This window comes from Bordetella genomosp. 11 (genome assembly GCF_002261215.1).
Lineage (GTDB): Bacteria > Pseudomonadota > Gammaproteobacteria > Burkholderiales > Burkholderiaceae_B > Bordetella_C.
Map to the genome: position 1 here is coordinate 1495874 of NZ_NEVS01000004.1, position 19346 is coordinate 1515219.

Below are 19346 nucleotides of genomic sequence, written 5' to 3' on the forward strand. Positions count from 1 at the left end.
TTCCCTTTCTTCGGTGGAATCGATAGTCCATAATCGGTTGATGGATTTTCAACTAAAACTATCGAATCGGTGCACTCATGGAAGCCCTGAACCTGATGGAATCGTTCATCCGCAGCGCGCAGCTGGGCAGCTTTTCCGCCGCCGCGCGCAGTTTGGGATTGACGCCCGCCGCCGTCAGCAAGAATGTCGCGCGGCTGGAGGCGAACCTGGGCCTGCGGCTGTTCCATCGCAGCACGCGCACGCTGGCGCTGACCGAGGGCGGCGAACGTTTTCTTGCCGACGCGGCAGGGCCGTTCGCCGGCCTGCAGGATGCGATTGCCCAGGCCGCCCAGCAGGACGGCGAACCGTCGGGCGTGCTGCGCCTGAGCGTGGCACTGTCCTTTGGCCGCGAATACCTGTTGCCGATGCTGGGCGACTTCCTGGCGCGCTATCCGGCCATCGTTCCGGACTGGCACTTCGACAACCGTCCGGTGGACCTGGTGCGCGAAGGCTACGACGCGGCCATCGGCGGCGGCATCGAGCTGACGCAGGGCGTCGTGGCCCGCCAGTTGGCCATCGCCCATGTGATCGCGGTGGCCTCGCCCTCGTATATGACGCGGCGCCGCATGCCCAGGCATCCCCAAGACCTGGCGGATCTGGATGGCATCGCGCGCAGGTCCGCGTCCACCGGCCGGCTGCGCACCTGGACGCTGCGCAATGCCAACGGCCAGGAAGCCGCGGCCGAATGCCGTACCCGCGTCATCCTGGACGATCCGGAAGCCATGGCCGCCGCGGCGAAACTGGGCTATGGCGTCGCGCTGCTGCCTACACCCCACGCCGCGCCAGGCCTGGCCAATGGCGAACTTGTCCGCGTCCTGCCGGGCTGGTCAGCCGTATGGGGGCCGATTTCCATCTATTACCCGAACAAGAAGCTGCTGGCGCCCAAGACGCGCATCTTCATCGACTTCGTCATCGCGCGGTTTCGCGAAAAGCGCCTGGCGGCGCTTTTCGATCCCCGCTGACCCAGGCTGGAACCGGCCGGCGCGGCGTCAGTCCACCTGGGCGCCGGACTGCTTGACCAGGCCGGACCATTTCGCCACTTCGGCACGGGCGAAGGCATCCAGGCCGGACGTGGATACCGTGCTCTTCTCCACCCCCTGGCCCTGCAGCTTGGCGGCGATCGCCGGATCGGTAAGGGCGCCATTGGCCGCTGCCTGCAGCTTCTGCAGCACGGCGGGCGACGTGGCGGCCGGCGCGTACAGCATGAACCACGCCACCAGGTCGAAATCGCTGCCCGTCTGCTCGGCGATGGTCGGCACGTCGGGGGCCGAGGCGCTGCGCTGGTTGCCGGACGTTCCCAGGGCGCGCAGCTTGCCGGATTTGATGTGAGGCAACACGGCGATCGGGTGGTAGAACATGAATTGCACCTGGCCGGACATCACGTCGGTCAGGGCCTGGCTGCCTTCCTTGTACGGCACGTGCACCATCGTGCCTCCCAGGCGCGATTTCAATAGCTCGCCAGCCAGGTGGCCCGAGGTGCCGGTGCCGGCGGACGCGAAACTGATACCGGGCGGTTTGGCCGCCGCCGCGGCCAGGTCCTTCAAGCTGCGGTAGGGTGACGACGCGCTGACCACCAGCAAGGTCGGCGTGGAGCCGATCATCGCGATGGGCGCGAAATCGCGGATCGGATCGTAGCCCAGGCGCTGGAACAGCGCCTTGTTGATGGCGTGGGTGCCGACCGTGCCCATGACCAGCGTATAGCCGTCGGCGGGGGCGCGTGCGACATACTCCGTTCCGATCGAGCCGCCCGCGCCCGAGCGGTTTTCGATGATGACCGGCTGGCCGAGCGACTTGGCCATGGCATCGCCGACGATGCGGGCCACCGTATCGGTCGTGGTGCCGGCGCCGAAGGGCACGATCATCTTGATGGGATGATCGGGATAATCGGCGGCGCGCGCCGGCGGCGGCGCCAGGGTAAGTATCCCGGCCGCCACGGCCAGCGCGGCAAGGCCACGCCTGGCCAGGTTGGGCGCGCCGTGCGCCGATGCGTGATGGCTTCGCTTCATGTGCTTGTCTCCGTTCTTATGAATAGGTGCCCCGGATCCCTGGGGCGCATGGCGCGCGTGTCAGGCCGCGGATACGCCATATCCGGCCGGCACGGCGCCGTCGTACCGCAGTTCCCGCGTGGCCTGGTACGACAACGCGAAGCCCGAGGGCTGGTGGAATTCCTCGTAGAGATGCGCGATCAGGCCCGCCGTGCGGGCCAGCAGCGGCACGCCGCGCAGCGCCTGCACGGGGAAGCCGGCACCCAGCAGTACCGCTGGAATCGCCGCCGATACATTGAGCTTGAGTGCCTTGCCCAGGACGGCGGGTATCTGCTTTTCGACCGCTTCGGCGATATCCACATAGGCCAGGCTGGCGCCGCATTCGCGCGCGACCTCGAACAATCGCGCGACGCGCGGGTCGCGGTCCTTGTGCAGGGGATGGCCGTAGCCCGGGATCGGCGTGCCTTGCGCCGCGTATCGCTTGAGCACCGCCAGCGCGGCCGCATCGATGTCGTCCGCGTGCGCCGGCGCCGTATCGCGGATTTCCACGAACAGTTTTCCCGCCGTTTCGGCGGCGCCCAGGATGACCGACCCGCAGCCCAGCAGGCCGGCGGCGACCGCGCCCTGCATGGCGTCGGGCGCGGCGGCGTAGGTCATGCGCGCGGCCTGCACGCTGGGCACGAAGCCGTGTTCGGCGATGGCCACCAGCGTCGCGTCCAGCACGGCGGAGGCGGCGGCGTCGGGCCGCCGTCCGGTCAACAGCAAATGGAAGTAATCCGTGAACGAGATCCGGCCGATCAGGTCCTTGCACAAGTCCTCGCCGCGCACCACGATGGTGTGCTCGTCGGAGGTGCAGATCGCGGTATGGGGAATGGTCGCCTTGCCGATTTTCATGATGGATCCTTGCAGGAGGTCGTCGCGCCGGCCTGGGCCAGCTCGGCGCGGATTTGCGCGTTGTGTTCACCCAGCAGCGGCGGCGGCGAGACCTCGGTGGGAAGCTCTCCATCGAAACTGACGGGCGAACGCACCGTGCGCCAGGGTCCCAGCGACGGATGCATCGCTTCGACTTCCAATTGCAGATGGCGGGCCTGCGGGTCGCGCAGGGCTTCGGCGGTGTCGTACACCGGCGCGTGCGGAACATCGCGTTCGGCCAGCCGTTGGCACCATTCGTCGCGCGTGCGCCCGGCGAAAACGGCGCCGAGGATATCGATCAGCGCCTCCTGGTTCGCGATGCGGCCCTCGCGCGTGGCGAAGCGCGGATCGGCGAGGATGTCGGGCCGTTCCATCGCATCGGCCAGGCCACGCCAGAATTTTTCCGGCGAGGACATGTGCAGGGCGATCCTGCCGCCATCGGCGCAGGCCAGTACGTAGGACTGCGATACGCGCGGCCGGCTATAGGGGTCCATGATTTCGCCTTCCGAGAGGAAGTGCGTGAAGGCGTCCAGGTTGAAGTGGCACATGGCTTCCAGCATGGAGACCTCCACGACGCGTCCCACGCCGGTGCGGGCGCGTTCGACCAAAGCGCCCAGCACGCCATAGGCCGCGTAGAAGCCCGTCAGCGCGTCCGCGATGGCCGGTCCCACGACGCGGGGATGGGCGGGATCGACCAGCAGGTTAAGGAAGCCGCTGGCGGCCTGAGCCACCGTGTCGTACGCGGGCCGGCCCGCGGCCGGCCCGGTCTGGCCGAAGCCACTGATCGCGCAGTACACCAACCGGGGATTCAGCGCGCGCAGGCGCTCCTGGCCGGCGTTCATGCGCTCGGCCGCGCCCGGGCGGAAGTTCTGGATGTAGACGTCGGCGCCGCGGATCAGGTCGTCGAAGACGGCGGCGTCGCCGGGATCCTTGATATTGAGTTCGATGCTGCGCTTGTTGCGGTTGTAGGTCTGGTAGTGAGGGCTGTACAGGCCGCCCTTGAAGGCGCGGAAAGGGTCGCCCGTGCCGGGTTGTTCGACCTTGATGACGTTCGCGCCCAGGTCGCCCAGCAGCATCCCGGCCGCCGGGCCGGTAATGAAGGTTCCCTGTTCGATGACGGTGATGCCGTCCAACACCTTGGACATAAGCGTTTCCTTGTCGCTGTGCTTGACCGGAGAGCAGACTACCGGGCGCTTCTTGAAGATGGAAATGATTAATTTCGCGATTTATCATTGATGCCATCGATAAGAAACGGAGACAACGATGGAACTTCGGCACCTGCGGTACTTCATCGCGCTGGCGGGATCATTGAACTTCACCCGCGCGGCCGAACGGGTACACGTGACCCAATCGACCTTGTCGCACCAGGTCCGCCAACTGGAAGACGAAGTGGGACAGCCGCTGTTCGAACGGATCGGCAAGCGCGTGGTGATGACGCCGGCCGGCGAGTCCTTCCTGGCCTATGCGTCGCGGGCCCTGAAAGAGGTCGACATGGGACTGGGCGAGCTCAAGCGCGATAGCGCTTCGATGATCGGCGAGGTGCGTGTCGGTACCACCCATACCTTCAACCTGGAATTCATACCGGATTGCGTAGCGCGCTTCCTGCAGGACAGCCCCGCGGTCAGGGTAATCATCGAAGAGCTGCCCGCCGATGCCATCGCCTTGCAACTGGACGCCGGCAAACTGGATTTCGGCGTGGCATATCGACCGGAATCGCCCAGCGCCTTGCAGTTCGAACCCTGGTTCAACGAGGAACTGGTGCTGGTGGTGGGACAGCACCATCCCCTGGCGGCGCGCCGGCGACTGCGCGTGATAGAGCTGCACAGGGAACCGCTGGTCCTGTTGCCGGCCAGTTTCTCGACGCGCCGGTTGTTGGACGAATGCTTCGCGGCGGCCGGCGCCGAACCGGCCATCATCGCGGAAATGAATTCTGTCGCCGCCATGCTGGGCCTGGCCGCGCGCATGCAGGTAGGGACCATCGCCGTGGCGGGCGCCACGGCCCTGCATCGGGCACTGCGCACCATTCCGCTGGAGAATCCCACGCCCATGCGCACGCCCGGATTGCTGTTCAACAACGGGCGGCCGCAATCGCCGGCCAGCCGCGCATTCGCCGCATTGCTGCGGCGCAGGGCGATGGCGCGGGGCGGGCGGACCGCGCGCCGCGCGGCGTGACGGCAATACGCGCTACAGGTGCAGCCCCAGCAGGCGCTGCGCGTTGCCGCCCAGGATGGCGACGCGCTGCGCGTCGTTCAGCGACTGGGTGGCGAACACCTGATCCACGGGATGTTCCTCCCAGGGTATCGGATGGTCGGTGCCCAGCACGACCTGGCTGGCGCCGACCTGGGCTACCAGGTGGCGCAGCGCCTCCGGCGTAAATACCAGGTTATCGAAGTACAACTGGCGCAGGTATTCCGTCGGCTTTTTCTTCAGGACGATATCCGGATTGCAGTTCTGCGGCGATACGAAACAGGAGTGGTCCATGCGCGGGGCGTACGACCCGAGATAGCCGCCGCCATGCGCGGCCAGGATTTTCAGGCGCGGGAACTTGTCCAGCACGCCTTCGAAGATAAGGTGCTGCAGCGCGATGGTGGTATCCAGCGGATTGCCGATCACATTCGACAGCCAGCCGTTGCCCTTCAGGCGCTTGGCCAGCTCTGGCGTGCTTTGCGGATGTATGAACAGGACGGCGCCCAGCGCTTCGGCCTTGGCCCACACCGGATGAAACTTCGGGTCGGCGAACTCGTCGCCGTTCACGCTGCCGCCGATGGCCGCGCCGCGCAGCCCTTGCGTCCCGATCGCGGTCTCCAGCTCCTGCACGGCCAGGTCGGGGTATTGCAGCGACAGCGAGCCGAACGCCGCGAATCGCTTGGGGTAGGCGGCGCATAGCTCGGCCAGGCGCGTGTTATGGATCTTGACGATGGCGGCCGAGGTGTCGCGGTCCTTGCGATACCAGAAGGGATTGATGGACAGCACTTCCATATCGATGCCCATCGCGTCCATTGCCGCCAGGCGCTTCCGCACGGCGTCCTTGTGGCTGGCCGCGATGAAGTGTTCCGGCACGCCCTTGACCGGCGGGAGTACCTGCCTGGCCTCGGCGCCCATCAGGTCGATGGCTTCCTGGAAATAGCAATGCGAGTGGGTGTCGACGGTACGGACGCGTTTGCCGGCGACCGTGATGGGCAGGTGCCGCGCGGGCTGGGCACCTTGCGCGCGCGCGGCGTCGAGCAGGCCGCAGGAACAGAAGCCGAGGCCCAGGCCGCTTGCCGTTTTCAGGAAAGCTCTACGGGTTTTCATTGTTGTCTCCGATGTATTGTTTTGATCGATCGCTAACCAGGTCGGAGGATACAAACAAAACGGCTCGCGCCAGGGCGAGCCGTTTTCTCATAAGACCACATGCTGCGCGGGAAACAACACTCGTACGCGGGACAGGTCGTTGAAAGCCGGAAGAGGGTAGACGCGCGCACGCCGCGCCTGCGCGGGCATCGCGGTTGCTGCGCCTGCCTCTCGGGGCGGCACACGGCCGCCATTTCACGCGACCTCGCGGGAGACGCCATGAAGAACCATCTCATCGATACCCTTGTCGCGGCGGCGCTGGGTGCCGCGGCCATGTATTACCTCGACCCCGACATGGGGCGCGGCCGTCGCAGCGTGCTGCGGGACCGGGCCGCCAGCCGTGCCCGGGACACCTCGCGCTTCGTGCGCCGCAAAGCGCGCTGGACCGGCGACCGGCTCCAGGGTGTGGCCGTCCGGCTCCGTCATGCCGCCTCCGCCAGCGTTCCGGCCAGCGACCGCAAGATCCACGAGCGGGTGCGTGCGGCCATCGGCCGCGTCGTCAGCACCCCGGGCGCGGTGGACGTCAATGTCGCCGGCGGCAACGTGCTGTTGACCGGCCACATCCTGGCCGCGGAACGGCAAAGGCTGGTCGACGCGGTGGCTTCGGTCGATGGCGTGGAGCGGGTCGCCGACCAGCTCTCGGAATACGGCTCGGCAGGCCACGTACCGGAGTTGCAGGGAGCGCGCGAAGCCTGATGGGCGGCCGGCCGCGCGTCATGCGGCGGCCGGCTCGTCCGGGTGCTTATCCCATGTGCGAGGCGGCGCGTTGCCGGCGCGGCCGCCTGCCCCGACGGCGCGAGAAGTACCAATGCTTCGCCTGCTCGGCCACGGCCAGGTAGGCGGCGGTTATACCGGCCAGCGCCAGCAGCAGGGGAACGGGTAGCGGGACGAAGCCGAACCACGCCCCCAGCGCGGTGTAGGGCAATGCCACCGCCAGGGCGACGACGCCCAGCGCGGTGGCGGCCAGGGCCGGATGCGCCGGGCTGGACCACGGGCGGGCCCGCGTACGGATGACGAAGATCACCAGCACCTGCGTCATCAGCGACTCCACGAACCACGCCGTCTGGAACAGGCCCTGGCTGGCCCGAAAGCCCCACAACAGCAGGCCGAAGGTCAGGAAATCGAACATCGAGCTGACGGGGCCGAGGACGAGCATGAAATCGCGCACCTGGCGGATATCCCAGCGATACGGCCTGGCGATCATCTTTTCATCGACCCGGTCCAGCGGGATGGCGATCTCCGAGGTGTCGTACAGCAGGTTGTTGAGCAGGACCTGCACGGGCAGCATCGGCAGAAAGGGCAGGATCAGCACGGCCCCGGCCATCGAGAACATATTGCCGAAGTTCGAGCTGGTGCCCATCATGACGTACTTCATGATGTTGGCGAATGTGCGGCGTCCTTCGCGCACCCCTTCGGCCAGCACGTTCAGGTCCTGCTTCAGCAGGATCATCGCGGCGGCCTCCTTGGCGACGTCGGCCGCGCCGTCGACCGACAGGCCGACATCGGCGGCATGCAGCGACGGGGCATCGTTGATGCCGTCGCCCAGATAGCCGACGACATGGCCGCGGTTGCGCAGGACGCGGATAATGCGCGCCTTCTGCGCGGGGTTCACCCTGCAGAACAGGGTCGTTCGGGCAAGCCGCGCGGACAGCGCTTCGTCGGTCAGCTTCTCCAGGTCCGGCCCGTTCAGCACGCCCTGGATGCGGATGCCCAACGCAACGCAGACATGCCGGGTCACCCATTCGTTATCGCCTGTGATGATCTTCAGGGATATTCCCAGCCGGGACAACGCATCCAGCGCCGGACGCGCCGTTTCCTTGGGCGGGTCGACAAAGGCGGCAAAGCCGGCGAACGTCAGCGCGGTCTCGTCGGCGATGCCGGCATGGTCCCGATCCGGGTTTACCTCGCGCCATCCCACGCCCAGGACGCGATAGCCTTGCTCGCCCAGGCGCTTGAGCGTATCCGCCGCCGTGGCGCGCGCCTGTTCGTCGAAGGCATGAGACCCGTCGCTGCCGGCGATCCGGTAGCCGGAGGACAACATCAGGAGATCCTCCGGCGCGCCTTTGACGATGAGATAGCGCCGGCCGTCCTGTTCGGCCAGGATGGAAACGCGGCGCCTTTCGAAATCGAAAGGCACTTCGTCGATCTTGCGCCATTGCGTCAGGTCCGCCGGCGCGGCTGCCAGCAGGGCGTCGTCCAGCGGGCTCTTCAACCCGGTCTCGAAGCTCGCGTTCAGATAGGCCCAACGCAGGACATCCCGGCAGTCTTCGCCGCGGATATCGAATTCCCCGGCCAGCTCGATGCGCGCCTGCGTCAGCGTTCCCGTCTTGTCGCTGCAAAAGACATCCATGCTGCCCAGGTCATGGATGGCCGACATCCGCTTGACGATGACCTGCTCGCGGGCCATGCGTATCGCGCCACGCGCCAGCGTGACCGAGACGATCATCGGCAGCAGCTCGGGCGTCAGGCCCACCGCCAGGGCCAGGGCGAAGAGAAAGGATTCCACCAGCGGGCGGTGGAAGAGCAGGTTGACCAGCAGTACGAACAGGACAAGCAGGACCGTCAGCCGGATGACCAGCATGCCGAAATCGCGGATGCCGGCCGCGAAGGCGGTGGGCGGCGGCTCGCGCCGCATTTCGTCCGCGATGGCGCCCAGTTGCGTGGCGCGGCCCGTGGCCAGGACGAGCGCGCGGGCGGTCCCGCTGATGACCGAGCATCCCATGAAGACGGCGTCCGCGCGCGCCAGTCGCTCGGCGTGCTGGCCATCGGCCGCATCGTCCGAGCGCTTCTCGGCGGGATAGGGTTCGCCGGTCAGCAGGGCCTCGTTGACGTACAGATCCCGGGACGCGATCAGGCGGGCGTCGGCCGGTACCAGGTCGCCCGCTTCCAGAAGGATCACATCGCCGGGGACCAGGTCGGCGGCCGGGATGTCCTTGGGCGCTTTGTCGCGCATGGCTGTCACGCGCAACGCCACGCGGTCGCGCAGGCGATCGGCGGCCATCAGCGCGCGATGCTCCTGGACAAAATCCAGCAGCACCGACAACAGCACGATCACGACGATGATGGTAAAGCTGGCCTGCTCGCGCGTCAGGGCCGCCGCCGCCGCGCACGCGAGCAAGGTCAGGACCAGCGGATTGCGCAGCCGCTTGAGGAACTCCAGTACGAGACGTCGCCGGGGTCGTTCCAGCAGGCGATTGGCACCATGCTCGGCAAGCCGCTTTTCCGCCTGGGCCGCCGCGAGGCCATCGGCATCGGTTTCCAGGGATGCCAGCGCGCGCGCCACCGGGCCATTCCATAGTTCGTCCTCCGATGCGGACTCCCATGCCATGCGGATCTCCTGTCGTGTCCGTGCCTTAGCGCGGGGCGGGCGACCATGGCGGCCGCGCCGTGCGGCCGCTGTCGACGATCACCAGGTAGCGGCCGGCGCCGTCCACGGGCGTGCGGTCGGGCGACAGCACCCACAAGGGCCGTCCGGCGCGGGCCTCGGCCTCGTAGTCCGCATCCAGCACGCCGAACCGGTCCAGGAAGACGTTCAGGCTGGCGGGAATGCGCACGCAGCCCTTGGATTGCACGCGGCCCAGGCGGGATTCCAGGATGTCCGGATCCGTCGCATGCATTTGCAGGCGCATCGTGCCCATGCCGCCGCGTCCCCAGCCGCGCAGTGCCTGTTGCCAGCCGAAGTCGTAGACGCGCATGCCCTTCCTGCCGTAGCCGCGGATGCCGAATTCGTTCTTGGTACCCTCGGCCCGGAAGTCGCCGTCCGTCACGGAGTGATCGAACACCCCGGTGGGCGTCTGGAAGTGATCGAACTGGCCGATACGGCCCGTGGATACCGGCGATGCGCCGATCAGGCGCTGCATGGAAGGCGCACCCAGCCAGTACACCAGGATGGCCTGCACATTGGGGCTGCGGTCGACCACGACCAGATATTGCGGCTCGTTCAGCGTGATGCCGGCGCTGCCCAGCATCAGCAGGGCGCTCGTGGCGTAGTACCGTATGTCATCGGATGGCGGATGCAATTGCTGCCGCACCGTCCGGCGGTAGGCATCGGCCAGATCGTCGGGCGTGGGGATGGCCTGGGCCGCGGCCTGGCCCGACCAGGCCAATGCCGCGCAGGCAAGCACGCTCGCCATACCGGTCCGGAGCGCGGATTTCATCGTGTTCGGCCTCTGGTCCTCGCTGATACGCAGCGTCCCGTCCTAGTATGGCGATGTCCGGCAAGCTCCCGTTGACCAGGATCAATAGGCGATCGCGCGGCCGCGTCACCATCCGGCAAACACGATGGCTTACGACAGGAGCGCACGCATGGAGCCGGATACGCAATCCGCGACGATGGATTTCCTGGGGTGCCCCCGAACGCATGGGGAAACGGCGGAGATCGCGACCGTGCAAACCCATATCTCGGTGATCTTCCTGACCTCCCATCGGGCCTTCAAGCTGAAACGCGCGGTGCGCTATCCGTATGTGGATTTCTCCACGCCCGCGCTGCGCCTGGCCGCGTGCCGGCGCGAACTGGAATTGAACCGCCGCACGGCGCCCATGCTGTATCTGGCGGTACGGCGGATCACACGGCAGCCCGACGGCTCGCTGGCGTTCGACGGCCCCGGCGAACTCGTCGATGCCGTGGTCGAAATGGCGCGTTTCGATGAAGAGACGCTATTCGACCGGATGGCCACGCGCGGCGCCCTGACGGCACCCTTGATGACGCGGCTGGCGCATGCCATCGCCGCCTTTCACCAGGACGCGCCCGTTGCCCGCCATGCGCGCGGATCGGCCATCATGCGGCGCGTACTGGACATCAACGAGCTGGCATTCCTGACGCTGGGTAGTGCCGTGCCCGCGGGCTGCACGGTCTTGAACCGCCTGTTTCGCCTTCGGCAGCAGGACTGCGCCGCGTTGCTGGATGCCCGGGGGCGCGCCGGCCGGATACGCCATTGCCATGGCGATCTGCACTTGCGCAATATCTGCCTGGTCGACGGCATGCCGGTGCTGTTCGACTGCCTGGAATTCGACGAGGCACTGGCCACCGTCGATGTCCTGTACGACCTTGCGTTTCTCCTGATGGACCTGCGCTACCGCGGACAGCCGCAATGGGCCAACTTCGTCTTCAATCGTTATCTGGAAGAGCGCGACGAAACCGATGGCCTGCCATTGATGCCGTACTTTCTTGCGCTGCGCTCGGCCATCCGCTGCCACGTCATCGCCGCGCAGGCCCGCGACGCGCACGCGCCCCGGCGCCGCGACCTGCTCGGCGAAGCCCGGGATTACGGGCAACTGGCGCTGCGCCTTCTGCAAGCGCGCCCGGCCCGTCTTATCGCGATAGGCGGATTGAGCGGCACCGGCAAATCGACCCTGGCGGCGGCAATCGCCCATCGGATCGGACAGGCGCCAGGAGCCCGCGTGTTGTCCAGCGACCGCATCCGCAAACGCCTGTATGGCGTGGCCGCCAATGCCCGCCTGCCGCCCGAAGCGTATCGGCCCGCGGTGTCCGAACAGGTCTACGCCACCCTGGCGCGACAGGCGCTCGACACCCTGGCGCGGGGCCACGCGGTCATTGCCGACGCGGCCTTCGAGCGCCCCGAAGACCGGGAAAGCCTGCGCCAGGTGGCCGCGCGCGCCGGCGTGCCGTTCGACGGGCTCTGGCTGGAGGCCGCGCTGGATCTGCGCCTTGCGCGGGTCGACCGGCGCCGGCATGACCCTTCCGATGCGGACGCCGAGGTCCTGATGATGCAGATGCGGAAAAATCGCGGCGCGCCTTCCTGGCGCACCGTGCAGGCCGGCGGCGATCCCGACGCGATATCGGAATCCGTGGCGGCGATGCTCCGCCTGGACCAGGCGTCCTAGGCGGGCACCAGGGTCGGGCAGGGCACCGTGCCGGCCGGCTCGCATCGCCGGCCGGCAATCCGCTTGACGCAGATCAGACCGGCACGCCGCGGGCGCGGGCATGATGGGGACACCGTGAATACGGAGATCGCCATGTACCGAAATATCATGATCGCCCTGGACGGCAGCAAGGCCGCGCGGGCCGCGCTGGATAAGGCGGTCCAGTTGGCGGCGCAGGAACGCGCGACGTTGTATGCCGTGTCCGTGGTGGAATATCCCAGCGACTACTACACCTCGCTGGTCTACGATCCGGCCGAGATGCGCAAGTCCATCGATGTCCAGACCGGCGACATCCTGAAGGAAGCCGCGAAAACCGTCTCCAGCAAGGGGGTGCCGGTGCAGACCCGCCTGGTCCACAACACCAGCGGCGGCAACACCGTGGCCGAGCAACTGGACCGCGTCGCGCGCGAGCTGGACGCGGATCTGGTGGTGATGGGCACGCATGGCCGCAAAGGGGTCCAGCGCCTGCTGCTGGGCAGCGTCGCCGAGGCTTTCATCAGGCTGACCGATCGGCCGGTGCTGCTGTATCCGGATCGCGCGCCGGCGTGATCGGCGGCCTTTCTGTCCGCTCCCAGGGCCCTCTTCAGGGCCCCCCTTCACGGCCTTTCACGGCCTTTCAGGCACTGGACCGGTGCATGCCCGGCGTCGTGTCCGGGCGCGGCCGCGTCCGGCCTCGTCCAGCGGATTGGTACGTGCGGCGTATAACGGAAATGTGACGTCTTGCGCGCGTGTTTGACCGTATCCTTTGCGCGTCAGCACTCAACGAGGTCACCCATGACGATGAATCGGCGCACCTTTTCCGCGGCGTTGGCCGGCGCGGCCGCGGCCACCATTCTTCCCGGGCTCCGGGTCTCGGCGCAAGCAGCGCCGCCAACAGCCAGGAATGTCGTCCTGGCCCATGGCCTGTTCGCCGATGGTTCCTGCTGGACCGAGGTAATCGCGCGGCTGCAGGCTGCCGGCATGAATGCAACGGCCGTCCAGAATCCATTGACGACCTTTCCCGAGGCCGTCGATGCCGTGCAGCGGGTGCTGGCACGGCAGGATGGTCCGACGGTGCTGGTCGGCCATTCGTTCTCCGGCATGCTGGTGACGGAAACCGGCGTCCATCCCAACGTCTCTTCGCTGGTATACGTGGCGGCACGCGCCCCGGATGCGGACGAGGACTACGCCCAGCTCGCGGCGAAGTATCCCACTCCGCCGGCCAGTGCGGGAATCGTGTTCGACGGCGATGAAGGGCGGCTCAGCCAGGAGGCCTTCCTGCGCGACTTCGCCGGAGACCTGCCGCGCGCCAAGGCCATGGTGCTGTATGCCGTCCAGCAGCCGTTTCGCAAACCGCTGCTGGCCGGCAAGACAACGCAGGCGGCCTGGCGCAGCAAGCCCAGCTTCTACGCCGTGTCCACGCAGGACCGCACCATCAATCCGGATCTGGAACGTTTCATGGCCAAGCGCATGGGCGCCACGACGATAGAGGTCAAGGCAAGCCACCTGTCGCTGATTTCGCATCCGGACACGATCGCGGCGCTGATACTGCGGGCGGCGGGCCGGCAGCCCGCCAGCAAGCCGCGCGCGTAGTGGCAGTCCCGAGGGACTGCGCGCCAGCCCAGCGGCCCGGTGCAGCGCCGACGATGTCGGCGCGGCGGGCCGCTTCTAGTCGGAGGCGGGCGTATCGGGCAATCCGTCGGCCCTGAACGAACGCAGCTTGTCGTAGTGCGTTTCCGCCCATTGCCATAGCGAACAGAGCGCCGCGCACAGGCTCGCGCCCAGGTCCGTCAGGGCATATTCCACCCGCGGCGGTACCTCCGGATAGACCTTGCGCGTCACGAAGCCGTCTTCCTCCAGCTTCCTCAAAGTCTTCGTCAGCATCTTCTGGCTGATGTCGCCGACAGCCTGGGCGACCTGGCTGAACCGCAGCACGCCGCCCTGGTCCAGGGCCTCCAGCACCTGCAAGGTCCATTTGTCGGCGACGCGGCCGATGACGGCCAGGACCAGGCGGTCGACTTCCGGGGTGGCTTGCGTACCGTCGGGTGACGTGAACACCAGCGGCTTGTCGCGTGCGGTGGCGGTGTGCTTGCTCATATGCGGTGATGCCTTTGTGAAGATGGCTGTGTGCCCATCGGGCGCCACAGGGGCGCCCGACGCAGCCTGCCGATAGTATCCTATTGGTAAGTAGTGAACCTAGGGGTGCCTACTTCCCAAAGGAGAGTATTGCACGTATTCTGCATTCGCACTCTTTTAAAAGGAAGCGTCATCATGCAAACCACGGGCAATACCATCCTTATCACTGGCGGCGGAACCGGTATCGGCCAGGGCCTGGCGCGCGCGCTGCACCAGGCAGGCAATCGGGTCATTATCGCGGGACGCCGTCAAGGTCCCCTGGACGAAGTCGCGGCCGCCAATCCGGGCATCGCGACCGCCACGGTGGACGTGGCCGACGCCGGCGACATCGCCCGCTTCGCCGCCGATATCGTCAAGCAGCACCCGGCCCTGAACGTCGTCATCAACAACGCCGGCATCATGAAGCCCGAGAACTGGACGGCAAACGACATCGACCTGTCGGTGGCCGAGGCGACCATCCAGACGAACCTGCTCGCGCCGTTGCGCTTGACGGCGGCCTTGCTGCCGACGCTGAAGAAGCAGCCGCAGGCAACCGTCATCACCGTGTCGTCCGGCCTGGCCTTCCTGCCGCTGGCCGCCACGCCGACCTACAGCGCCACCAAGGCGGCCATCCATTCGTTCAGCGAATCGCTGCGTTATCAGTTGCGCGATACGAGCGTGCGGGTCATGGAGCTGGCGCCTCCCTATGTGCAGACCACGCTGCTGGGAGACCACCAGGCGACCGACCCCAACGCCATGCCGCTGCGGGATTTCATCGACGAGGTCATGCAGATCATCGCCACGCAGCCGGATGCCGAGGAAATCCTGGTCAAGCGCGTATATCCGCTGCGCTTCGCGGTCGAGCAGGGGCAGGAGAAGTATCGCGAGGTGTTCGCCGCCGTGAACGCGCAAGCTGCTTCGCACGTGGGCGAGTAGCCCGGGGTGCCGGGGCCGCCGCGCGGCCTCGGCGGCGCGCGCGATACGAATGGATTCAAACGGGTCTTTCACAGGGCCCGGTATCTCTTGCGGTAATTGGCGGGACACATTAACTTCTCCGGGCGAAATTTGTCCGCGGGGGCTTTTCGCGAACCAGATCCGGCCGTCAGCAGCCGGACAGCGCGTCCCCTTCGTGTATTCAGATTTCGTGGAGTAAACGCAATGCCCCTGCACCGGTTACTTGCCAGGCTGGCCGCCGGCCTGTTCATCGTTACCGCATTTTCCGCCGCCGCCGCGACCGGCACCGGATCGACATCCCATCGAGCGCCGCTGGTCCTCGCCGACGAGGGCAGTTTCTTCGTCGGCGGCCGCGAGGTGGCATCCGACACGCTATCGCTGACGCCCAAATACGATCCGCACGGTACGGTCACCGTCGATCAGATGTACGTGCAATACCAGATCCCCGAGCACGCGCGGCGCTACGGCATCACGCTGATTCATGGCTGCTGCCTGACCGGCAAGACCTGGGAAACCACGCCCGACGGCAGAATGGGCTGGAGCCAGTATTTCGTGCGCAAGGGCTATTCGACCTACGTCATCGACCAGGCGGGACGCGGCCGTTCCGCAACCGATATCTCGGCCATCAATGCCGTTCATCTCGGCAAGGCGGCGCCCGACTCGTTGCCCGCCGTCTTCGCCGCCGGCCACGAGGCGGCCTGGAGCATATTCCGTTTCGGGCCGAAGTATCCGGAGGCGTACAAGGACTCGCAGTTTCCGGTGCAGGCGCAGGCCATGCTGTGGCAGCAGATGGTCCCCGATTGGCTGGCCGCCTTGCCCACGCCCAATCCGACCGTGCCTGATTTGTCGAAACTCGCGATCAAGCTCAAGGGCACCGTGCTGATGAGCCACTCGCAATCGGGCATCTATCCGTTCCAGACCGCCGCGCTGGACAAGCAGGGCGTCGCGGGTATCGTCGCCGTGGAGCCCGGCGAATGCCCTAAGGTGTCGGAAGCCGCACCGCTGGTCGGAATTCCCATCCTGGTCGTCTTCGGCGACCACATCCAGGAGTCGAGCCGCTGGGCGCCGCGCTTCAAGGCCTGCCAGGACTTCATTACGGCCTTCAAGGCGGCCGGCGGCAACGGTGACTTCCTGAGCCTGCCGGCGATCGGCATCCACGGCAATTCGCACATGATGATGCAGGACAAGAACAACCTGCAGATCGCCGACCTGATCCTGGCGTGGATAGACCGCAACGTCGAGCCCAAGGCGCCACGCCCGCATTAAGCCCGCTTCGATCCGCCAACCTTGCGAGCACGGAGACTGCAATGAAGATATCGATAGCGGCATTGGCGCTCGCGGCTGCGTGCGCCTGCGTGAATATCCCGATAGCCCGCGCGGCGGACGCGGACGCCGCCCGCCATCATGTGATGGTCCAGGCGGCTCCGGATGTGCGGATCGATGTGATCGTGGAGGGGCAGGGCAGGCCGCTGGTGCTGCTGCCGTCACGGGGCCGCGGCGCGGAAGACTTCGACGACATTGCCGGCCGCCTCGCCAAGGACGGCTATCGCGTGCTGCGTCCGCAGCCGCGCGGGATCGGCGCGAGCACGGGACCGATGAATGGCATTACGCTGCACGACCTGGGCAACGATATCGCGGCCGTCATCCGCGACCAGGCCGGACAACCGGCGGTCGTCGTCGGGCACGCCTTCGGCAACTGGGTGGCGCGCACCACGAGCGTCGACCATCCCGAACTGGTCCGCGGCGTCGTCATCGTGGCCGCCGCGGCGAAGAAGTATCCGCCGGGCTTGAGCGAACACGTGGACCGCAGCGCGGACCTGTCGCTGCCCGACACGGAACGCCTGAAGTCGCTGCGTTTCGCCTTTTTCGCCCCAGGACACGACGCCAGCGTCTGGCTGCGCGGCTGGTATCCGGAAGCCAACGAAAGCCAGCGCCTGGCGGGCAAGGCGACCCCGCAGTCGGACTGGTGGTCAGGCGGCAAGGTACCCATGCTGGACCTCCAGGCAGGCGACGATCCGTTCAAGCCGGCCGCCACGCGCAACGAGGTAAAGGACGAGTTCGGCGAGCGCGTGACCATGGTGGTCATACCCGGAGCCGGCCATGCGCTGGTACCGGAGGCGCCCCAGGCGGTGGTCGACGCGATCGTGAAATGGGAACGATCGCTGCCGAGAGGCGGGTGAGCCGGCTTGGGTTGACTGTCCGCCGTCCGTCATCGGTCGCCGACCAGCAGCGATACCGTGCGGCGCGCGAGGGGGGCGACACCCAGCACCACGGGAAAGGCGATCAGCCAGGCGGTCAGCCACGCGCCGATCCACAAAGCGGTGAAGCTCTCGGCGAAGCCGGCGGCCCGGTAGGTCGAAATGCCGGACACGAGCAACGACATCAGGCCCGAAAGAATCAGGGCGAACAGGGCGGGGGCAAATTTCTTGGGAAGCATGGGGGCTCTCCTGCGTGGGCTCTTCGCCGTGGGCGCGTCAGGCGATGGCCATCGTGCGGCTCAGGCTGACGGCGAAGTGGCGGCCGAACATCCTGGCGGTCTTGATGTCGCCGGATACGAAAGCATCCGCAGGCGCCGCGTGTCCGGCCTGAGCCATCAGCCCCGACCATGAGCCGAGCCGATTCGCCGCTTCGTCGTACGGTACGCCGCTGTGCTGTTCGGGCAGGATGGGATTGCCGACCCAGAGCATTCCGTGCTGCATGCTGAAGACGAACATGGACAGCAGGGTCGATTGCTTGTCCCCGGAAGGCAGCGATGAAACGGTAAAGCCCGCCGCGAGCCTGCCTTTGAGCTGCTGGGTGCGCCAGAGGCGCCCGGTGGCGTCCATAAATACCTTGAACGGCCCCGAGACGCCACCCATGTACGTCGGCGAGCCGAAGATGAAGCCGTCGTACTCGACCAGCCTGTCCGGCGTAAGGGCGATGTCCTCCGCCTTGACCAGGTGCGGCACGATGCCGTCGATGTCGGACGCGCCGGCGTGCACATGGTGGGCGATGTGCTCGGTATGACCGTGGGCACTGTGATAAATGATGGCGATGTTGCTCATGTGAGATGCTCCGATAGCAGTGAGGGTATTGCGGGGAATGCGGCCTTCGTCGCGCATTCAGGCGGCAGCCGGCGCAAAGACGATCGCCGCCGCGTACATGCCGATGCCGAAGACCGTATGGTTGGCCAGGTTGCGCAGGCAGTTCTTCAGCGGTGTCGCGGTCTTCAGGGCCAGGACACCCGCGCCCATCGCGGGCTGCATCAGGAACCACGGGACCACCACGCTGAACATTCCGAAGACCAGCGGCGGCAGGAGCGTCGGCTCCCGCAGCCACGTTTGGCCCTGAAGCAGAACCAGTAACGCCGCGTAGACGATGCCGACGACGTAGTGCGTGAGCCAGCCCAGGCCGAGCTCAGCCCGGACAGGCGCTGCCTTGGCAATGGCGATATGCGTGAACTGGCCGTGCGCCAGGTGCCCGATCCAGCGGCCGACCATGGCGAAGCTCGCGATAGATACCCCCAGGCGCGCCAGAAGCCACAGCCAGGCGTCCATGATGGCCGTGGCGCCGATCCCGATAAGGGCGATGTGTCCCAGGAGCTTTAAGGGAAGCATTGCGATCTCCGTGAAAGATTGACTTTCCGATGTCATGAAGGCATCTTAGAAGTTGAAGTCAACTTCAAGTCAAGGGGGGTGCGATGGATATTTCGGAGGTCGCCAAAAGATCTGGCGTGGCAGCGTCGGCGCTGCGGTACTACGAGCGCAAGGGCCTGATCCATGCACTGGGGGAGAAGGGCGGCCGGCGCAAATTTTCACCGGCGGTACTGGATCAGTTGGCGCTGATCGCCCTCGGGCAGGCTGCCGGGTTTTCGCTGGACGAAATCCGCACGATGTTCACGCCAGGAGGAGAACCGAATATCGATCGCGCCATGCTTGCCGCCAAGGCCGACGAACTGGAGCGCATGGTCAAGCAGTTGAAGGCGATGATCGAGGGCCTGCGGCATGCCGCGGTGTGCCCCGCGCCAAGCCACGCGGCATGCCCGTCGTTTCAGCGCCTGCTGAAGGCCGCCTCGGCGGGTGCACTGGAAAACCGCCAACGTCGGCTCGCGCCTCGTAAAGGCGCATGAATACAGGCATCGCGCCGCGCGCGGGGCGGCGCACCGCC

The 19346-nt window shown here is 66.7% G+C and carries 20 protein-coding genes; 10 read left to right on the forward strand and 10 right to left on the reverse strand.

All coding sequences use genetic code 11. The features are described from left to right. Positions 1-77 precede the first annotated feature (77 nt). Positions 78-1001: a LysR family transcriptional regulator gene (locus CAL28_RS14345; protein WP_094842002.1), complete on the forward strand. Its 924-nt coding sequence runs from the start codon at positions 78-80 to the stop codon at positions 999-1001. Between the two features lie 27 nt (positions 1002-1028). Here the strand turns inward: CAL28_RS14345 and CAL28_RS14350 are convergent, their stop codons facing one another. Genes CAL28_RS14350 through CAL28_RS14360 form a run of 3 tightly spaced genes read right to left on the reverse strand, consistent with a single transcriptional unit; the run spans position 1029 to position 4081 of the window. Beyond that, complete coding sequence (locus CAL28_RS14350) at positions 1029-2045, reverse strand: Bug family tripartite tricarboxylate transporter substrate binding protein (protein ID WP_094842003.1); 1017 nt, start codon at positions 2043-2045, stop codon at positions 1029-1031. Between the two features lie 60 nt (positions 2046-2105). Beyond that, complete coding sequence (locus CAL28_RS14355; RefSeq protein WP_094842004.1) at positions 2106-2918, reverse strand: citryl-CoA lyase; 813 nt, start codon at positions 2916-2918, stop codon at positions 2106-2108. After that, on the reverse strand, positions 2915-4081 hold the full coding sequence (locus tag CAL28_RS14360) for a CaiB/BaiF CoA transferase family protein (RefSeq protein ID WP_094842005.1): 1167 nt from the start codon (positions 4079-4081) through the stop codon (positions 2915-2917). Before CAL28_RS14360 ends, CAL28_RS14355 begins: the two co-directional genes overlap by 4 nt. Before the next feature lie 118 nt (positions 4082-4199). On the opposite strand from CAL28_RS14360, the gene CAL28_RS14365 reads away from it, so the two are divergent. Next, a complete protein-coding gene (locus tag CAL28_RS14365) occupies positions 4200-5108 on the forward strand; it encodes a LysR substrate-binding domain-containing protein (RefSeq protein ID WP_094842006.1) in 909 nt (302 codons plus the stop codon). Positions 5109-5120: 12 nt separating this feature from the next. Here the strand turns inward: CAL28_RS14365 and CAL28_RS14370 are convergent, their stop codons facing one another. Then, positions 5121-6230: an amidohydrolase family protein gene (locus tag CAL28_RS14370; protein ID WP_094842007.1), complete on the reverse strand. Its 1110-nt coding sequence runs from the start codon at positions 6228-6230 to the stop codon at positions 5121-5123. Positions 6231-6488: 258 nt separating this feature from the next. Between CAL28_RS14370 and CAL28_RS14375 the strand changes: the two genes are divergently transcribed. After that, the gene (locus tag CAL28_RS14375) at positions 6489-6965 is read left to right on the forward strand and encodes a BON domain-containing protein (RefSeq protein ID WP_176463992.1); all 477 of its coding nucleotides are present in this window, start codon (positions 6489-6491) and stop codon (positions 6963-6965) included. A gap of 46 nt (positions 6966-7011) precedes the next feature. Here CAL28_RS14375 and mgtA read toward each other — a convergent pair whose 3' ends face one another. After that, positions 7012-9597 (reverse strand): magnesium-translocating P-type ATPase, encoded by a 2586-nt coding sequence (mgtA, locus tag CAL28_RS14380; RefSeq protein ID WP_094842009.1) that lies wholly within the window; start codon positions 9595-9597, stop codon positions 7012-7014. A gap of 25 nt (positions 9598-9622) precedes the next feature. Beyond that, entirely contained in the window at positions 9623-10426 is an 804-nt protein-coding gene (locus CAL28_RS14385) for a L,D-transpeptidase (protein WP_141218187.1), read from the reverse strand. 148 nt (positions 10427-10574) lie between these two features. Here CAL28_RS14385 and CAL28_RS14390 point away from each other — a divergent pair, with 148 nt between their 5' ends. The 3 genes from CAL28_RS14390 (at position 10575) to CAL28_RS14400 (ending at position 13724) form a co-directional block, all read left to right on the forward strand. Then, positions 10575-12113, forward strand: coding sequence for an AAA family ATPase (locus CAL28_RS14390; protein ID WP_217906576.1), 1539 nt, complete (start codon positions 10575-10577; stop codon positions 12111-12113). 132 nt (positions 12114-12245) lie between these two features. After that, entirely contained in the window at positions 12246-12701 is a 456-nt protein-coding gene (locus CAL28_RS14395; RefSeq protein ID WP_094842011.1) for a universal stress protein, read from the forward strand. 225 nt (positions 12702-12926) lie between these two features. Continuing rightward, positions 12927-13724: an alpha/beta fold hydrolase gene (locus CAL28_RS14400; protein ID WP_094842012.1), complete on the forward strand. Its 798-nt coding sequence runs from the start codon at positions 12927-12929 to the stop codon at positions 13722-13724. Positions 13725-13799: 75 nt separating this feature from the next. On the opposite strand, the gene CAL28_RS14405 is transcribed toward CAL28_RS14400, so the two are convergent. Beyond that, positions 13800-14228: a winged helix-turn-helix transcriptional regulator gene (locus tag CAL28_RS14405; RefSeq protein ID WP_094842013.1), complete on the reverse strand. Its 429-nt coding sequence runs from the start codon at positions 14226-14228 to the stop codon at positions 13800-13802. A 174-nt stretch (positions 14229-14402) separates the two neighbouring features. Between CAL28_RS14405 and CAL28_RS14410 the strand changes: the two genes are divergently transcribed. The 3 genes from CAL28_RS14410 (at position 14403) to CAL28_RS14420 (ending at position 17380) form a co-directional block, all read left to right on the forward strand. Next, positions 14403-15182, forward strand: a complete 780-nt coding sequence (locus CAL28_RS14410; protein WP_094842014.1) for an SDR family oxidoreductase — start codon at positions 14403-14405, stop codon at positions 15180-15182. 222 nt (positions 15183-15404) lie between these two features. Beyond that, positions 15405-16466, forward strand: coding sequence for an esterase (locus CAL28_RS14415; RefSeq protein WP_217906577.1), 1062 nt, complete (start codon positions 15405-15407; stop codon positions 16464-16466). Positions 16467-16507: 41 nt separating this feature from the next. Then, positions 16508-17380, forward strand: coding sequence for an alpha/beta fold hydrolase (locus CAL28_RS14420; protein ID WP_094842015.1), 873 nt, complete (start codon positions 16508-16510; stop codon positions 17378-17380). A 29-nt stretch (positions 17381-17409) separates the two neighbouring features. Here the strand turns inward: CAL28_RS14420 and CAL28_RS14425 are convergent, their stop codons facing one another. The 3 genes from CAL28_RS14425 to CAL28_RS14435 are packed head-to-tail and all read right to left on the reverse strand — an operon-like array spanning position 17410 to position 18796. Further along, positions 17410-17637 (reverse strand): DUF2798 domain-containing protein, encoded by a 228-nt coding sequence (locus CAL28_RS14425; RefSeq protein ID WP_094842016.1) that lies wholly within the window; start codon positions 17635-17637, stop codon positions 17410-17412. A 37-nt stretch (positions 17638-17674) separates the two neighbouring features. Further along, positions 17675-18244: a flavodoxin family protein gene (locus CAL28_RS14430; protein ID WP_094842017.1), complete on the reverse strand. Its 570-nt coding sequence runs from the start codon at positions 18242-18244 to the stop codon at positions 17675-17677. Between the two features lie 57 nt (positions 18245-18301). Beyond that, positions 18302-18796: a DUF2938 domain-containing protein gene (locus CAL28_RS14435; RefSeq protein WP_094842018.1), complete on the reverse strand. Its 495-nt coding sequence runs from the start codon at positions 18794-18796 to the stop codon at positions 18302-18304. Positions 18797-18879: 83 nt separating this feature from the next. Here CAL28_RS14435 and CAL28_RS14440 point away from each other — a divergent pair, with 83 nt between their 5' ends. Then, a complete protein-coding gene (locus tag CAL28_RS14440) occupies positions 18880-19308 on the forward strand; it encodes a helix-turn-helix domain-containing protein (RefSeq protein ID WP_094842019.1) in 429 nt (142 codons plus the stop codon). Positions 19309-19346 lie beyond the last annotated feature (38 nt).

Bases quoted from the DNA above. Each gene is read 5' to 3' on its own strand.
- CAL28_RS14345 (WP_094842002.1), top strand. From the start codon at position 78: ATGGAAGCCCTGAACCTGATGGAATCGTTCATCCGCAGCGCGCAGCTG.
- CAL28_RS14350 (WP_094842003.1), bottom strand. From the start codon at position 2,045: ATGAAGCGAAGCCATCACGCATCGGCGCACGGCGCGCCCAACCTGGCC.
- CAL28_RS14355 (WP_094842004.1), bottom strand. From the start codon at position 2,918: ATGAAAATCGGCAAGGCGACCATTCCCCATACCGCGATCTGCACCTCC.
- CAL28_RS14360 (WP_094842005.1), bottom strand. From the start codon at position 4,081: ATGTCCAAGGTGTTGGACGGCATCACCGTCATCGAACAGGGAACCTTC.
- CAL28_RS14365 (WP_094842006.1), top strand. From the start codon at position 4,200: ATGGAACTTCGGCACCTGCGGTACTTCATCGCGCTGGCGGGATCATTG.
- CAL28_RS14370 (WP_094842007.1), bottom strand. From the start codon at position 6,230: ATGAAAACCCGTAGAGCTTTCCTGAAAACGGCAAGCGGCCTGGGCCTC.
- CAL28_RS14375 (WP_176463992.1), top strand. From the start codon at position 6,489: ATGAAGAACCATCTCATCGATACCCTTGTCGCGGCGGCGCTGGGTGCC.
- mgtA (WP_094842009.1), bottom strand. From the start codon at position 9,597: ATGGCATGGGAGTCCGCATCGGAGGACGAACTATGGAATGGCCCGGTG.
- CAL28_RS14385 (WP_141218187.1), bottom strand. From the start codon at position 10,426: ATGAAATCCGCGCTCCGGACCGGTATGGCGAGCGTGCTTGCCTGCGCG.
- CAL28_RS14390 (WP_217906576.1), top strand. From the start codon at position 10,575: ATGGAGCCGGATACGCAATCCGCGACGATGGATTTCCTGGGGTGCCCC.
- CAL28_RS14395 (WP_094842011.1), top strand. From the start codon at position 12,246: ATGTACCGAAATATCATGATCGCCCTGGACGGCAGCAAGGCCGCGCGG.
- CAL28_RS14400 (WP_094842012.1), top strand. From the start codon at position 12,927: ATGACGATGAATCGGCGCACCTTTTCCGCGGCGTTGGCCGGCGCGGCC.
- CAL28_RS14405 (WP_094842013.1), bottom strand. From the start codon at position 14,228: ATGAGCAAGCACACCGCCACCGCACGCGACAAGCCGCTGGTGTTCACG.
- CAL28_RS14410 (WP_094842014.1), top strand. From the start codon at position 14,403: ATGCAAACCACGGGCAATACCATCCTTATCACTGGCGGCGGAACCGGT.
- CAL28_RS14415 (WP_217906577.1), top strand. From the start codon at position 15,405: ATGCCCCTGCACCGGTTACTTGCCAGGCTGGCCGCCGGCCTGTTCATC.
- CAL28_RS14420 (WP_094842015.1), top strand. From the start codon at position 16,508: ATGAAGATATCGATAGCGGCATTGGCGCTCGCGGCTGCGTGCGCCTGC.
- CAL28_RS14425 (WP_094842016.1), bottom strand. From the start codon at position 17,637: ATGCTTCCCAAGAAATTTGCCCCCGCCCTGTTCGCCCTGATTCTTTCG.
- CAL28_RS14430 (WP_094842017.1), bottom strand. From the start codon at position 18,244: ATGAGCAACATCGCCATCATTTATCACAGTGCCCACGGTCATACCGAG.
- CAL28_RS14435 (WP_094842018.1), bottom strand. From the start codon at position 18,796: ATGCTTCCCTTAAAGCTCCTGGGACACATCGCCCTTATCGGGATCGGC.
- CAL28_RS14440 (WP_094842019.1), top strand. From the start codon at position 18,880: ATGGATATTTCGGAGGTCGCCAAAAGATCTGGCGTGGCAGCGTCGGCG.